The sequence below is a fragment of the Micromonospora sp. NBC_00821 genome, assembly GCF_036347035.1.
GTDB classification, from domain to species: Bacteria; Actinomycetota; Actinomycetes; order Mycobacteriales; family Micromonosporaceae; genus Micromonospora; species Micromonospora hortensis.
In genome coordinates, this window is sequence record NZ_CP108880.1 from 6,752,629 (window position 1) to 6,767,256 (window position 14,628).

12 protein-coding genes are annotated in these 14,628 nt (G+C 70.8%); 2 read left to right on the plus strand and 10 right to left on the minus strand.

What is annotated here, in order from left to right; translation table 11 throughout:
• Window positions 1-38 precede the first annotated feature (38 nt).
• The 3 genes from OHB44_RS31010 to OHB44_RS31020 form a co-directional block, all read right to left on the minus strand.
• Window positions 39-782: an ABC transporter ATP-binding protein gene (locus tag OHB44_RS31010; RefSeq protein WP_238678101.1), complete on the minus strand. Its 744-nt coding sequence runs from the start codon at window positions 780-782 to the stop codon at window positions 39-41.
• A gap of 2 nt (window positions 783-784) precedes the next feature.
• Window positions 785-1,984, minus strand: a complete 1,200-nt coding sequence (locus tag OHB44_RS31015; RefSeq protein ID WP_238684568.1) for a substrate-binding domain-containing protein — start codon at window positions 1,982-1,984, stop codon at window positions 785-787.
• Window positions 1,985-2,431: 447 nt separating this feature from the next.
• On the minus strand, window positions 2,432-3,544 hold the full coding sequence (locus OHB44_RS31020; RefSeq protein ID WP_330439005.1) for a glycerophosphodiester phosphodiesterase: 1,113 nt from the start codon (window positions 3,542-3,544) through the stop codon (window positions 2,432-2,434).
• 139 nt (window positions 3,545-3,683) lie between these two features.
• Here OHB44_RS31020 and OHB44_RS31025 point away from each other — a divergent pair, with 139 nt between their 5' ends.
• Together OHB44_RS31025 and OHB44_RS31030 are read left to right on the plus strand one after the other, a co-directional pair.
• Window positions 3,684-5,018 carry a TrkH family potassium uptake protein gene (locus OHB44_RS31025; RefSeq protein ID WP_238684566.1) on the plus strand — a complete coding sequence of 445 codons (1,335 nt, stop codon included), beginning with the start codon at window positions 3,684-3,686 and terminating at the stop codon, window positions 5,016-5,018.
• 68 nt (window positions 5,019-5,086) lie between these two features.
• Window positions 5,087-5,755, plus strand: coding sequence for a potassium channel family protein (locus OHB44_RS31030; protein ID WP_238684565.1), 669 nt, complete (start codon window positions 5,087-5,089; stop codon window positions 5,753-5,755).
• 111 nt (window positions 5,756-5,866) lie between these two features.
• Here the strand turns inward: OHB44_RS31030 and OHB44_RS31035 are convergent, their stop codons facing one another.
• The 7 genes from OHB44_RS31035 to OHB44_RS31065 all read right to left on the minus strand — a co-directional run bounded on the left by OHB44_RS31035 (window position 5,867) and on the right by OHB44_RS31065 (window position 14,570).
• Entirely contained in the window at window positions 5,867-7,522 is a 1,656-nt protein-coding gene (locus OHB44_RS31035) for a serine/threonine-protein kinase (RefSeq protein ID WP_330439006.1), read from the minus strand.
• A 71-nt stretch (window positions 7,523-7,593) separates the two neighbouring features.
• The gene (locus OHB44_RS31040) at window positions 7,594-9,156 is read right to left on the minus strand and encodes a fused MFS/spermidine synthase (protein ID WP_330439007.1); all 1,563 of its coding nucleotides are present in this window, start codon (window positions 9,154-9,156) and stop codon (window positions 7,594-7,596) included.
• 36 nt (window positions 9,157-9,192) lie between these two features.
• Window positions 9,193-10,209 carry a coiled-coil domain-containing protein gene (locus OHB44_RS31045; RefSeq protein ID WP_238684562.1) on the minus strand — a complete coding sequence of 339 codons (1,017 nt, stop codon included), beginning with the start codon at window positions 10,207-10,209 and terminating at the stop codon, window positions 9,193-9,195.
• Window positions 10,210-10,389: 180 nt separating this feature from the next.
• The gene (locus OHB44_RS31050) at window positions 10,390-11,199 is read right to left on the minus strand and encodes an inositol monophosphatase family protein (RefSeq protein WP_238684561.1); all 810 of its coding nucleotides are present in this window, start codon (window positions 11,197-11,199) and stop codon (window positions 10,390-10,392) included.
• Window positions 11,192-11,644 carry a response regulator gene (locus tag OHB44_RS31055; protein ID WP_238684560.1) on the minus strand — a complete coding sequence of 151 codons (453 nt, stop codon included), beginning with the start codon at window positions 11,642-11,644 and terminating at the stop codon, window positions 11,192-11,194. The genes OHB44_RS31050 and OHB44_RS31055 overlap by 8 nt, the downstream gene beginning before the upstream one ends.
• A complete protein-coding gene (locus OHB44_RS31060; RefSeq protein WP_238684559.1) occupies window positions 11,641-13,374 on the minus strand; it encodes a sensor histidine kinase in 1,734 nt (577 codons plus the stop codon). The genes OHB44_RS31055 and OHB44_RS31060 overlap by 4 nt, the downstream gene beginning before the upstream one ends.
• The gene (locus OHB44_RS31065; protein WP_238684599.1) at window positions 13,371-14,570 is read right to left on the minus strand and encodes a PP2C family protein-serine/threonine phosphatase; all 1,200 of its coding nucleotides are present in this window, start codon (window positions 14,568-14,570) and stop codon (window positions 13,371-13,373) included. Before OHB44_RS31065 ends, OHB44_RS31060 begins: the two co-directional genes overlap by 4 nt.
• Window positions 14,571-14,628 lie beyond the last annotated feature (58 nt).

Here is a 14,628-nt window from a genome sequence, read left to right on the forward strand (position 1 = left end):
CGACTGCGGGGCTCGCAAACCCGGCTCACTCCTCGCGCTCACAGCGACTCCCCCAGGTAGGCCTCTTGCACTGTGGGGTTGGCCATCACCGTCTCCGGGGTGTCGCAGGCCAGCAGCGCGCCGTGGTGCATGACGGCGATGCGGTCGGCCAGTTCCAGGATGACGTCCATGTGGTGTTCGACCATCAGCACCGCGCGGCCGCTGTCGCCGGTCAACGACTTGATGACGGCGACCAGCTCCGGCACGTCCTCGGCGCTGACCCCGGCCATCGGCTCGTCCAGCAGCATCACCCGCGGTTCCCCGGCGAGCAGCAGGGCGATCTCCAGCTTGCGCTTCTCGCCGTGGGCCAGGGTGCCGGCGAGGGCCGTACCCCGGTGGGCGAGGCCGACCCGGTCGAGCGCCGCGTCGGCGGCGGCGGCGACCTCCCGGTCGGCCGCCGCCCTCCGCCACAGCGCCATCGAGCCCCCGCGGTGCGCCTGCACGGCGAGCCGGACGTTCTCTCGCACGCTCAGCGAGCCGAAGACCGAGGACGCCTGGAAGGTGCGGCCCAGACCGAGGCGGGCCCGCCGGTGCGGCGGAAGCGCACCGATGTCCTGCCCGTCCAGGACGACCCGGCCCTCGGTGGCCCGGCGCAGGCCGGTGATCAGGTTGAACAGTGAGGTCTTACCGGCGCCGTTGGGCCCGATGACGCCCAGGAACTCCCCGGGCGCCAGATCGAGGTAGACGCTGTCGACGATGGCGACCTCACCGATCCGCCAGGTCAGACCGCGGGTGGCGAGCATGGTCAGCCCTTCATGGCCACGGCCGGCGGCGCGGTCTCGTCACCGGTGAGGCTCTTCTGCGCGGTAGCGGTGAACGCGGTGCCGCTGCCGGTCAGCTTGGCCTGGAACATCGGCTGGAGCAGCGCGTGGTCGGCGGCGCGGATGGTCATCTTGCCCTTGACCCCGTCGAAGCTCCAGCCCTCCAGGGCGGTGACCATCTTGTCGACGTCGTCCCCACCCTCCTGCGCGGCACGGACCACCATCTGCGCGGCGGCGAAGCCGTCCGGGTGGAACAGGTCGATGGTGTTGACAGTGGCCTTCAGCGCCTTGCTGGCCTCGGTGTCGCTGGCACCGTCGAAGTAGTGCGACAGGAAGGAGATCTTCGCGCCGGCAGCACCGAAGGTCGGCCACGAGGCCCGGATGTCCAGGCCGGTGACGACAGTGGTCGACGACAGGACGCCCTGCTGGTCGAGGGTCTGCCACATGGCCGGGGCGGTGGTGCCCGCCCACGCCACGAAGAGCAGGTCCGGCTTGGCGGCCTTGATCTGGCTGGCGAACGGGGTGAACTCGGTGGCACTGGCCGGAGCGCGGACGCTGGTCACTGTCGCGCCGGCACTGCCGATGACGGCCTTGACGGCTGCCTCGTTGGCGTCACCGAACGCGCCGTCCTGGGCGAAGACCACTACCTTCTTGCCGGTGGGATCGCCGATGAACGACTTGGCGGTCACCACGTCCTGGTAGGACTGCCGTCCGGAGCGGAAGGTGTACTTGTTCGCGCCGGTCACCGCGTCCGTGGCGGCCGGGCCGGAGATGAACAGGACCTTGTTCTGCGCCGCGATCGGCGCGACCTGGAGCGCCACACCGGAGGCGGTGGAGCCGGCGATGATCTTCGTGCCCTTGCCGATCAGGTCCTTCGCCGCGGAGACCGCCTTGGCCGGGTCGCCGGCGTCGTCGACCTCGGTCAGCTCGATCTTCCGGTCACCGACCTTGCCGGTGCCCTTGGTGGCGAAGTCCAGCCCCGCCTTGAACCCCTCGATGTACTGCTTTCCATAGCTGGCCAGGGCTCCCGACTGGGAGTACACCAGGCCGACCTTGACCGGCGCGGCACTGTCGCCGCCGCCGGTGGCGGTGTCCTGCGGGCTGCCACAGGCCGTGGCGGCCAGCGCCGCGGCCATCATCGTGGCGGCGGAGAGGAACGCCCGCCGCGTCGTCCGGACCGTCATTGCGACTCCACATGAGGACTCAGAGGGAGAGAACTTCTTCGTGACGGCTCACGCTAGAAGTGACGTCACCCACGAGCTATGTGGCGGAAACACACAAGTAACAGGAATGAGGTGGCCGGGGGTTACAACGGGCCGCACCACGAGCCGGGAACCCAGGCTCTCGATGGCCCGAACCCCCACGGACCACCCGAGCCATGTGTCGCCCTGCGCCATTCGCCCGGTTCGGCCAGGGGTACCCCTTCAAGATCGTGCTCGATCCTGGTTGTAGTGGCCTCGGAGGGCTGCCACACCACTACTTCCTGGATCGAGTGCGATCTTGCGGCGCGGGCCGCCCAGACATGCCGCTGGCCCGCCGTCCGGGTTGCGGAAGGCGGGCCAGCGTGTGGGCCGGGCGTGGTCGGCCCGGTGGTCGGCTCGGAGCGGATCAGCTCCGGGCCGAGATGTGGGTCAGCGGCCGGCGAGTGCGGCGACGGCAGTGTCCGGGTGGTCGCTGAAGACACCGTCGAGGCCCAGGCCAAGGAAGAGTTCGTACTCGGCGGTGATGTCGCCGCGCGCGTTCGGGTCGGCGCCGATCCGGAAATCCGCCGGGAGGAACTGGTTCTCGGCGCGGAACGTCCAGGAGTGCACGAGCAGGTGCTCCCGGTGCGCGTCGCGTACCACGTTGGTGGGGGCGAGCAGGGCGCCGGTGGCGTTCCGGGGGACGATCAGGTTCTTGTTCGCGCCGATGCCGTCGGCGTATCCGGCGATCCACTTCAGCCCGGCGGGCGTGACCAGATCCTGGTAGGTGCGGGCGTCACCGGCGACGGTGAAGTCGTACGGGCGGCCGGTCGCGTCGAGCAGTTGAACGAGCTTCACGTCGGTGAGCCGGCTCAGGCGGCGCAGGTTGGCCGTCTCGAACGACTGGATGAAGACCGGCGAGTTCTTCCGGTCCAACCTGTTCTGCCGCAGCACCCGCAGCAGCGGTTCCTCCAACGGCAGTTTGATCGAGGCGAAGTAGCTCGGGTGCTTGGTCTCCGGGTAGATGCCGATGGTGCGGCCCCGTGCCCGCCCCTCGGTCCGGGCCAGGTCGATGACCTCCTGGAGGGTGGGCACCTCGAAGCGGCCGTCGAAGGCGGTGTTCGCCACGCGTACCTGCGGCAGCCGCTCCTTGGCCCGCAGCGTCTTCAGCTCGGCGACTGTGAAGTCCTCGGTGAACCACCCGGTCACCGCGACACCGTCGATGGTCTTCGTCGCCTTGCGGGCCACGAACTCCGGGCGGGTCGACACGTCGGTGGTGCCGGAGATCTCGTTCTCGTGCCGGGCGACCAGCACGCCGTCGGAGGTGGAGACCAGGTCCGGCTCGATGTAGTCGGCACCCATCCGGATCGCCAACCGGTACGCCTCCAGCGTGTGCTCCGGCCGGTAGCCGCTGGCGCCACGGTGACCGATCACGATTGGTCGGTCGTTGGCCCGGGAGCGATCCGCGTTGGCAGTTGGTTCGGCCGCGGCCACGGTCGGCAGGGCCACGGCGGCGGCGAGCAGAGCGCTGGCCACGCCGAGGGTCGAAAGGGTACGTCGCAACGCCGTCTCCTGTCATCGATGGTCCGGGTAAGCAGACCGCCTGTGATTTGCCAGGAGTTGGTCGATGGCTGGCCGGCAGATGAATCTCCGGAATGCCCGTTCCCACTCCGGGGCCGCGGGCGGACAGGAAGATTGTCTGGTGCGCCGGTTCTTCCGCAATCCCGTGCGGCTGGTGCCGTTCGCGTTCCTGGTGCCGATCCTGCTCGGCACCCTGTTGCTCATGGCGCGCTGGGCGACCGCCGAACACGTACGCCCACCCGTGGTCACCGCGCTCTTCACCGCCACCTCGGCCGTGTCGGTCACCGGCATGGCCATCACCGACACGCCGAACTACTGGTCCGGCTGGGGACTGTTGGTGATCACCCTGCTCACCCAGCTCGGCGGCCTCGGCATCCTCACCGTCGCGGCGTTGGTCATCCTGGTGGTCTCCAGTCAGCTCGGGCTGCGCAACCGGTTGCTGGTGCAGGCTGAGACGGCGGAGTTCGGCATCGGTGACGTGGGCCGGTTGCTCCGCCGGATCGCGCTGACCGTCTTCGCCTGCGAGGCGGTGATGACAGTGCTGGTCGCCGGTCGGCTGTGGCTGACCTACGACTACCCCTTCGGGCAGGCCCTCTGGTCGGGCGTCTTCCACGCCGTGCAGGCGTTCAACAACGGTGGCTTCGCGCTCTACAGCGAAGGGCTGCTGGCCTTCAGCCGTGATCCGTGGGTCTCGCTGCCCCTGGCGATCGGAGCGATCATCGGCGGTCTCGGGTTTCCCGCGCTCTTCGAGGCGGTCCGCGAGTGGCGGCAGCCGATCCGCTGGGCGGTGGCGACGAAGTTGACCATCTGGGGCAGCGCGGTGCTCCTGCTGGTGGGCTTCGCTGGCCTGCTCGCCGCCGAGTGGACCAACGCGAGCACGATCGGCCAGTACGACGTACCCGGGAAGGTCCTCGCGTCGTTCACCCAGATCGCGCTGAGCCGCACCGGCGGCTTCAGCATCCTGGACATCGCCGCGCTCCAGGAGGAGAGCTATCCCCTGCTGATCGTGCTGATGTTCATCGGCGGCGGCAGCGCCAGCACGGCCGGTGGCATCAAGGTCTCCACGTTCTTCCTGCTGGCGTTCACCATCTGGGCGGAGTTGCGGGGTGAGCCCGACGTGACGATCGGGCACCGGCGGGTGGCCACCGCGAGTCAGCGACAGGCCCTCACCGTGGCGCTGCTCAGCGTCGCGTTGGTGACGGCCGGAACGATGCTGTTGCTGCTGCTCACCGAGGGCGTCCGCTTCGTCGCGGCGCTGTTCGAGATCACCTCGGCGTTCAGCACCACCGGTCTGACCATCGGTCTGGCCGCCGAACTGCCGGCCGGCGGCCAACTGGTGCTGACCGTGCTGATGTTCATCGGCCGGGTCGGGACGCTCACCCTGGGGTCGGCTATCGCCCTGAACACCCGACGCCGGCTCTACCGCTACCCCCAGGAGCAACCCATTGTCGGATAGGGCGTGTTTCGGAAGCGTCGGCCGGCCCGCACGTCGGGAACGCGCCAGTGGAAGCGGGGAGGGCCGAGGTGTCGGCTAGACGGGCGGACAGCGGCGGCATCGTGGTGATCGGGCTGGGTCGATTCGGTTGCCACCTGGCCGGGTCGCTGACCCGGATGGACCGCGAGGTGTTGGCCATCGACCGCAGCCCGGCGACGGTGCAGCGATGGTCGGCGCAGCTCGACCGGGTGGTTCAGGCCGACGCGACCGAGGAGGGGGCGCTGCGACAGTTGGGCATCACCGGTTTCGGGCGGGCGGTGGTGGCCATCGGGGCCTCGGTGGAGGCGAGTGTGCTCACCGTGTTGGCGCTGGTCGAGCTGGGTGTGCCCCAGATCTGGGCGCGGGCCACCTCGCAGAAGCACGCCAAGATCCTGGCGTCGGTGGGCGCGCACCACGTGATCTTCCCGGAGGCGGAGACCGGGGACCGGGTCGCGCACCTGATCGTCAGCCGGTTGCTCGACTTCATCGAGTTCGACGACGACTTCGCCATCGCCACCGTCCGGGTGCCGGAGTCCCTGGTCGGGCGCACGGTGCTCGACCTGAAACCGGAGGAGCGCTTCGGGGTACGCGTGGTCGGCGCCAAGCTGCCGGGCGAACGCTTCCGGTACACCTCCGACGACACCACGCTTCCCCAGGGTGGGGTGCTCATCGTCGAGGGTGGGATCGACCAGGTGCAGCGATTCGCGGGGATGCGCTGACCCTGCTGCCGGACCGGTCGGGGCAGTCGAACCAACTCATCCGACGGCCCCCGAAGCATGGCGACGCGGTGTGGCCTGCCTACTTCTTCCGGTGACCACGCGGCCCCTTGGTCACCTTTCCGCTTTTCCCGGACCACCACCGTTGGCCTTCGCGGGCTTCGCCGGGGCCTTCGCGGGCTTCGGCGGCTTGGCCTTCGACGCGCCGCCGCCCGAACCGGAGCCGCTGGACCCCTTCGCCGCCTTGGGCGGGGCCTTCGTCGTGGCGGCCTTGCTCGGCGGCGCCGTGGACGGCGCGCTGCCGGCGACGCCGGACACCCGAACCCCGCAGGTCGCCTCGCCCAGCCGGAACTCCACAGGCAACGGGTTCGCCCCGCTGTACCTACCCGTGAGGGTCACCTTCTCGGCCGCACCGGGGGCCAGCGTGGTGCGCTGGGCCGCCGGTCGGATCAGCACACTGCTCCCCTGCTGGTGCACCGGCGCGGGCTCCGCCTTCGTCACCTTCTGCTGCCCGGGGAAGGTGAAGCTCATCGCCCAGTCCCGCAACTCACGGCCACCGGTGTTGGTCAACGTCAGCTCAGCGGAGAACTCGGTGCCGGAGTCCGTGCGCAACGCGTACGCCACCTCGCAGGGCGCCGCCGCCGGCAGACCCATCCGAGCCTCAGTCGTCGGCCGGTCCCCTCCGCTGGCCGGGCTGCGCGACGTGAACCCCCACATCGCACCGGTGACCGCGATCAGCCCGACGGCGGCCACTCCGGCCTCCACCCGCCGACGCCGGGTCACCCGCTGCCGCGTCCGACGGTCCCGGTTGCGGGTCCGCGACAGCGGCAACGCGTCGGTCGCCGCCGACCAGGGCAGGATCGTGGTACGCGCGCTGCCGAGCATTGCCGCGTCCAACGGCCCGGCGGCCGGGGAGACCGGCACCGCCGCGAGCATGCCGGCCGCCTCGGCGAGCGTCCGGGTCAGCTCGGCGGTGGCCGGCCGGTCGGCGGGCCGCTTCGCCAGGCATCGTCCGACCAGGTCGGCCACCCCGTCGGGCAGCCCCGGGACGGTGGGCATCGGCTCCGGGTCGTTGTACATGTGGGCGCGCAGCATCTGCGTGGTCGTGCTGGCCTGCCACGGCAGTCGGCCGGTGAGCATCCGGTAGAGCAGCAGCCCGACGGCGTACACGTCGGTGGCCGGGGAGACCTGGCCGTTGTCCAGCCGCTCCGGGGCGAGGTACGCGGGAGTGCCCAACAGCGTGCCGTCCGGGCCCTTCTCGCTCTCGCCGACGAGCGCGGAGATGCCGAAGTCGACAACCTTGACCCCGGTCGAGGTGAGCATGACGTTGCCCGGGGTGACGTCGCGGTGCACCACCCCGCGAGCGTGCGCGGTGGCCAGCGCCGAGCTGACCTCGGCGCCGATGGTCACCGCCTCCCGCCACGGCAGTTGGCTCTCCCGACCCAATCGGCTGGCCAGCGAAGCGCCGTCGACCAGCTCCATCACCACGTACGGCACGGTCAGCCCGACCTGCACGGACTCGCCGTAGTCGTACACGTTGGTGATGTTGGGGTGGCAGAGCCGCGCGGCGGCCTGCGCCTCGATCCGGATGCGGTGGCGGAAGGCCCGGTCGCTGGCCAGCCGGGACGCCAACACCTTCACCGCGACCTGGCGACCGAGCACCTCGTCGTAGCCACGCCAGACCACCGACATGCCGCCCGCGCCGAGCTGCTCGATCAGCCGGTACCGCTCATCGAGCAACTGCGCGCCGTTCCGGTCCCCACCACCCATGGTGAGCGATGTTGCCCAGGAACCGCCCGCCTACACCTGGAGTATCGGAATCGGTCAGGATTGTCACCCGATCAGGCGGTGGCCAGCAGTTGGTCCACCGGGGCGTAATCGTCGGTCAACACAAGCGCCTCGCCGACGAAGTCCGTCAGCGCCGCACCGGACAGCAGGCTGACCTTCGGGTCCACCTCGGCCAACCGGGCCCGGACGGCTTCCAGCGGCAACGGCGCGTCGGAGCCGACGATGAGGAAGTTGGAGCCCTGCTCCTGGGCCAGCGCTTCCGGCGGCGCGATCAACGCGACGTGCCCGAACTCGGCGGTCACAGTGGCCAACTCGGCGCGGATGAACCGCAGCGGCGGGTAGTCGATGACGTTCTGCACGTACACGCCGCCGGGGCGGGTCACCCGCCGGACGTCGGCGGCCATCTCCCGGGTGGCCAGGTGCCAGGGCACCACCAGGTGCCCGAACGCGTCGCCGACCACCAGGTCACGGCTGTCGGTCGGCTCGCCGGCAACCAGCATCCGTGCGTCACCCACCACCGCCCGCAGGTCCGGCCCCGGTCGTACGCCCAGCTCCTGCTCACCCAGCTCGACCAGCCCGCCGTCGATCTCGAACACCAGGTTGTCGGTGCCCGGTCGGGTCGCGGTCAGGTATCGCGGCACAGTGAACCCACCGCCGCCCAGGTGCAGCGCGTCCAGGCGCTGACCGGCCGGCGCGGCGACGTCGCTGACCGCGCCGATCCACTTCGTGTACGCGTACTCCAGGTGTTTCGGGTCGGCGAGGTCCACGTACGAATGCTGGGCGGAGTTGAGCAGCAGCGTCCGCCCGGTGGGCCGGGCCTGGTCCTCGGTGACCCGGGCGCAGTGGTACGCGGTCTCGATGTCGCACGGGTTGGGCGCCACAGTGGTCAGCCCCGCCCCGGCCAGGCCGAGCACTGCCAGCGCGGCCCGGGCCCGGGCCGGACCAGGCAGCTCGGTGGGCTCCTGCCGGCGCAGGTACCAGCCGAGGCCGATGCCGACCAGCCCGAGCGCGAGCGACAGGGCCAGCAGGATGACGGTGCTGCGCAGCGCGGCGACCAGCACGAACCCGGTCAGCAGGGTCGCGGTGATGCCGCCGAGGGTGCCGATCCCGGAGAGTCGACCGACCACCTGGCCGGTACGGCGCAGGTCGGCGAGCTGAAGTTTCACCACCAGCGGGGTGACAGCGGCCAGCAGCGCGGCCGGCACGAACACCGCCAACGCGACAAGCAGCAGGATGCCGCTCGCCGCACCGCCGCGCAGCACCTCACCGGCGTACCGGACGACGGGCAGGGTGACGGCGGTGGCGATGCCGGCCAGCACCAACGCCGGCGCCAGCAGGCCCCGCGGGTTACGTCGGTCGGCCAGCCAGCCGCCGGACCACGCCCCGTAGGCGATAGCGGCCAGCGCGATGCCGATCACCGAACTGGTCACCTGGAGGGTCACCCCGACATACGGGCCGACCAGGCGCAGCGCGACGGTCTCCAGCACCAGCACGGCGCCGCTGGAGAAGAAGACCAGGAAGGCGGCCAGGCCGTTGGGCAGCGCCCGGCCGGTGACGGGCACGGGCGGGGCCGGGGGTGCCGGCAGGGCCGCTACGTCGGACGGTGGGGAGCTCATCGTCGCGATGGTACGCAGCGAAGCTGGTGCAACGGGTCAGTACATCGAGAGATGAACATGGTTTGTGTGTGACGCCGCCGGAGAGCCGCTTCCGCTGTACGAGCGCCAACCCGTGCCGGGATGCCAGATCTGCCGGTACCAGATCACGTAGAGCACGCCCAGCCGGTCGGCGTTGCGCACGTGCCAGGCGGCCAGGCTGTCCCCGTACGACTTGTCGCCGCCGGTCGCGTTCTTGTCCTCGAAGCCGTTCGTGGCGGCCGAGAAGTCGCAGGCCCGGCCCTTCGGATGCTCGCCGCCGCCACCGCTGCGCTTGCAGGAGACGTGCCGCTTGTAGCCGGCCGCCTGGGTCTGCTTCAGCGCGTTGAGGGTGCGTGGGGTGATGCACCCGGAGGTGGTCGGGTCCTTCACCGAGCAGGACTCGGACGGCCAGGACCCGTCGGAGTTGCGCGGCGCCGGCTTCGCCGAGGCGGAGCTGCCACCGCTGAAACCGTTGCTGCCGCCGGAGCTGACCTCGGCGAGCGCCTCCTCGGCTTCTTTCTTCTTCTTCGCCATCACGGCGAGTTGCTTCTGCTGCTCGCGGACCTCGGCGTCGATGGCGACCTTGGCCTGCTGCGCCTGCTGCCGGGCTTCGGTGAGGTCACGCAGCCGCTTGCTGTCCCGCTGGGCCATCAGGTCGAGGTCGCCCGCGCGTTGCAGGAACGCCTCCGGCGTGGCGGTGTTGAGCAGCATCGAGACCGCGCTCAGCCGACCCACCCGGTACGACTGGGCGGCCACCTCGCCCACCTGGCTGCTGAGCCCGACCAGCCGACCCTCCAGCGTCGTCAGCTCGCCGGTCAGCGCCGTCTGGCGACGCTTGGAGTTGTCCAGCTTGGCCTTGGCCTCGATGTGGCCCTTGGCGGTCAGCTCCAGTGCGTCCTGCAACTTCTTGCTACCACCCTCGCCAGGCTCCGCGTACGCGGGCACTGCGGCACCGCCGAGCGCCAGCGCGACGGCGGCGAGCACGGCGAACAGGGCGCGGCGACCGAGCCGCGGGCTGAGCCTGGTCCTGGGCACGAAAGCGTCCTTCCGTCGACCGCCGGCCCCCGATGAACACTGCACGGCGGCGCCGGTCGGCGGCCTGCTGGCGGAGACCGCCGGTCACGATACCGGATCGTGGGCCGGTGACCAGCCCACTGACCCTCCGGCTGTCCCGATGTCGACGGAGCGTCCCAACGTGGTCGCGCAGCGCGCGGATCAGGTGCTGAGGAGCGCGTCGCGCACCTCGGCCCAGACCTGCTCGTTGGCGGCGACGAGCAGACCGCGGCCGTCGTCGGCGGGGTGGTAGTCGACGCCGTCGAACCGGCGGGCGACACCCCCTGCGGCACGAACCAGCACGGTGCCCGGGGCGTGGTCCCAGGGCAGGGTGCGCCAGAAGAGGGTGAACTGCTGCTCGCCGGTGAGGATGTCCAGGTACTCCCGACCTGCGCAGTGCAGGCCGGGCAGCAGCTCACCGAGCCGCCGCCCGCCGGCGCGGACCCGGTCACGGGTCTCCGGCGGCAGGAACTTGGTCATCGCCGCGCCGCGCAGCTCGCCGAGCGGCGGCACCGTGCCGGTGCCGTCCACCGGTCGACCGTTGAGCAGTGTGCCCTCGTCCACCGAGCCGGCGGCGAGAGTGCCGGCGAGCGGGTCCAGGATCCAGCCGGCGGTCGGCCGCCCGTCGGTCAGCAGCGACACCATCAGGGCGAACGGCCGGCGACCGGCGGCGAAGTTGGCGGTCCCGTCGACCGGGTCGACCAGCCAGACGTCCCCGCTGTCGCGGAGGTGCCGCAGCAACCCCGGATCGTCGGCGACACCCTCCTCGCCGACCACCATCGAGCCCGGCCGAAGCCGGCGCAGCCCCGCCGAGAGCAACTCCTCGGCCCTGCGGTCGGCGACGGTGACCACCTCGCCGGGCGCCTTCTCCGACACGTCATCGTCGTCGAGCTTGCGGAACAGTGGCAGCACGACCTGGTCGGCGGCCTCCCAGAGCAGGCCGCCGACGTCGTCCAGCAGGGTGTCAGCCACGCGGCGGCAGCTTGACCACGCTGACGAAGAACTCGTCGATCTGACGGACCACCGAGATGAAGCGCTCGAAGTCCACCGGCTTGGTCACGTAGGCGTTGGCGTGCAGCTGGTAGCTGCGCAGGATGTCCTCGTCTGCCTGCGAGGTGGTGAGCACCACCACCGGGATCCGGCGCAGGCTCTCGTCCTTCTTGATCTCCTCCAGCACCTCCCGGCCGTCGCGCCGGGGAAGGTTGAGGTCGAGCAGGATCAGGTCGGGCGCCACCGCGTCGGCGTACTGACCCTCCCGGCGCAGGTAGGCGAGCGCCTCGGCCCCGTCGGAGACGACGGTCAGCCGGTTACGCAGCTTGTGTTCCTCGAACGCCTCCTGGGTCATCAGCACGTCACCCGGGTCGTCCTCGACGAGCAGGACCTCGATCGGGCTCTTGCCATCCGCCGGCGCGGTCATCCCACCGTCTCCCTCATGTCACCCGTTCTACCGCTTTCCAGCGTCTCGTCGGCCCGGTCCGGCTGGTCCGGCCCGTCAGCCTGCTCCGTCAGCGCTGCCGGGGCCTCGGTCGAGGGAGTCGTGTCGCCCACGGTCGGGACGTTCGGCTCCCCCTCGGCATCGGCGGCGGTAGCCGCCGCGACGTCCTCGGGAAGTGCCGGCAGGGTGAACCGGATCGCGGTGCCCTCCGGCACGTCGGTATCCACCCAGACCCGGCCGCCGTGGTACTCGACGATCTTCTTGACGATTGCCAACCCGATGCCGGTGCCCGGATACGCGTCCTTCGAGTGCAGCCGCTGGAAGATCACAAAAATCTTGTCGGCGAACTCCGGCTCGATCCCGATGCCGTTGTCCTGGCAGGTGATCTCCCACTCGGCGCCCACCAACCGGGCCGAGACGTGCACCTTCGACGGCACGTCCGGGCGGCGGAACTTGATCGAGTTGCTGACCAGGTTGGCAAGCAGGTTGGTGAGCAGCGGTTCCTCACCCGAGATCACCGGCAGCTCGGTCCAGGTCAACTCGGCGTCCGCGTACTGCCGGGCGGCCTCGGTCTGGCCGGCCACGTCGCCCATCACCTTGTTGAGGTCGACCTCGACGAAGCCGGTGGTGAGCCGCCCGATCCGGGAGAACGCGAGCAGGTCGTTGATCAGGCGCTGCATCCGTTGCGCGCCGTCCACGGCGAACGCGATGTACTGGTCGGCCCGCTCGTCGAGCTGCCCGGCGTAACGGCGCTGGAGCAGCTGGCAGAAGCTGGCGACCTTACGCAGCGGCTCCTGCAGGTCGTGCGAGGCCACGTACGCGAACTGCTCCAGGTCACGGTTGGACCGGGTCAGCTCCTCGGCCTGCTTCTGGAGTTGACTGTTTACCCACTCGATGCGCTCGCGGGCGGCCCGGACCTCGGCCAGGTCGGCGGCGATCTTCTGCCGCATCGCGTCCACGTCCTCGCCGAGTCGGATGAACTCCGGCGGGCCGACGGTGGCGATGCGGTGCTGGTAGTCGCCCTCGGCGACCTCGCGGACCTGGGTGGCGAGGCCGGTCAGCGGCCGGACCACCATCCGGTCCAGCGAGAGCAGCAGCACCGCACCGGCCACGACCACCACCAGGGCGGCCACGATCAGCAGGACGACCAGCACGTTGCTGCTGGTACGCACGTCGGTGGCGGTCTGCTCCCGGGCGGCCAGGACCTCGTCCTGGAGGTCGTTCACCGCCGAGCGCACCTCGTCGAACTGTTGCCGGGCCGACTCGGTGACCAATGCCTGGCCGGCGGTGGTGCCGCTCTGCTCGGTGGTGGTGATCACCGGCTCCGCGACCGACCGTCGCCACTGCGCGACACGCTCCTCGACGGTCCGCAGCTCCTGGCTGATCTCCGGATAGTCGTCGAGCAGCGTCCGCATCGAGGCGGTGACGCTCTGCTCCTGGGCGAGCCCCTCCCGGTAGGGGTTCAGGTCGTCCCGGTCGCCGCTGACCGCGTACCCGCGGATCGCCGTCTCCTGGTCGAGCAACGCGTTGAGCAGTTCCTGGGACTGCACCCGCAACGGGCCGGTCTCGTTCAGAACCGCGTCGATCTGGGTGCGGTTGCGGGCGGCCATCGCCGCCTCCGCGCTGGCCAGCCCGATCAACAGAAAGCCCACGACGGTGAGCAGGGTGATGACCCGGCGGCGCAGACTCCAGCCGCCGACGACCGGCTTCACCGGCCATCACCCCGACTGACCAGCAGCATGGCCACGTCGTCGGCGAGCGGGCCACCGTTGAGCCGCTCGGCCCGCCCGACCAGCCACGCCGGCAGCTCGGGCAGCGACACCGAACGGCTGGCCGGCTCGTCCAGCAAGCCACTGAGGCCCGGTACGTCGAGCCGTTCGTTGCCGGCGCCCACCCGCCCCTCGATCAGGCCGTCGGTGTACATCAACAGGGACCAGTCATCGGTGTCGAACTCCAGGTCGTAGGCGATCGGCCGGCGAGGTCGTACGCCCAGCAGCAGGCCGCCGGGCGCGGGCACCGGGGCGACCCGGCCGCCGGAGAGCAGCAACGGGGGCGGGTGCCCGGCCAGTCGGACGGTGGCCCGATTGGCGTCCAGGTCCAGTCTGACGGTGGCCACCGTCGCGAAGATCTCTTGGAGGCGGCGCTCACTCATGAGCACCTGTTCCAGGGCGGGCAACACCTCGTCGTCCGGCACCCGGGCGAGCACCAGGGCGCGCCAGGCCACCCGCAGTTCGACCCCGAGCGCGGCCTCGTCCACGCCGTGCCCGCAGACGTCGCCGACGATCAGGTCGAGGCGGTCCGGGTGGGTCTGCACCACGTCGAAGAAGTCTCCGCCGATCAATGCGGCGTGCCGGCCCGGCCGGTAGAAGGTGTGCACAGCGACCTGGTCGGTCGTCATCAGCGGTTGGGGCAGCAGGCCGCGTTCGAGTCGGGCCGACTCGGCCTGGCGCAGCTCGACCTCGCGCAACCGGCGGGCGTTCTCGTCGGCGCGCTTACGCTCCACGGCGTAGCGCAGCGCCCGGGTCAGCAGCACCCCGTCGACCTGGCCCTTGACCAGGTAGTCCTGGGCGCCCTCGGCGACCGCCACGACGCCCAGGTGCTCGTCGGTGCGGCCGGTCAGCACGCACACCGCGGCGCCGCTGGACATCTCCAACACCTGGCGCAGCCCGTCCAGCCCCTGCGCGTCGGGCAGGCCCAGGTCGAGAAGGACGCAGTCGACGTCGTTGATCCGCTGCCGCGCCTCCCGGAGGCTGGTGGCGACCAGCAGGTCGATCATCGAGTTCGTCTCGGCGAGCAGCTCACCGACCAGGAAGGCGTCGCCCTCGTCGTCCTCCACCAGCAGCACCCGCAACCGCTCGCCCGGCGGCAGGTTGGCGTGCCGCGCCAGGCCACCGTGCGGGTACGGCACAACTGGGGAACCGGCCAAGCCGGCCCCCCGGTGCGGCCGGGTCACCGCCGCGAGACGC

Coding starts and splice junctions, on each gene's coding strand:
- OHB44_RS31055 (WP_238684560.1), bottom strand. CDS start 11,644: ATGACCGCGCCGGCGGATGGCAAGAGCCCGATCGAGGTCCTGCTCGTC.
- OHB44_RS31040 (WP_330439007.1), bottom strand. CDS start 9,156: ATGAGCTCCCCACCGTCCGACGTAGCGGCCCTGCCGGCACCCCCGGCC.
- OHB44_RS31015 (WP_238684568.1), bottom strand. CDS start 1,984: ATGACGGTCCGGACGACGCGGCGGGCGTTCCTCTCCGCCGCCACGATG.
- OHB44_RS31035 (WP_330439006.1), bottom strand. CDS start 7,522: ATGGGTGGTGGGGACCGGAACGGCGCGCAGTTGCTCGATGAGCGGTAC.
- OHB44_RS31010 (WP_238678101.1), bottom strand. CDS start 782: ATGCTCGCCACCCGCGGTCTGACCTGGCGGATCGGTGAGGTCGCCATC.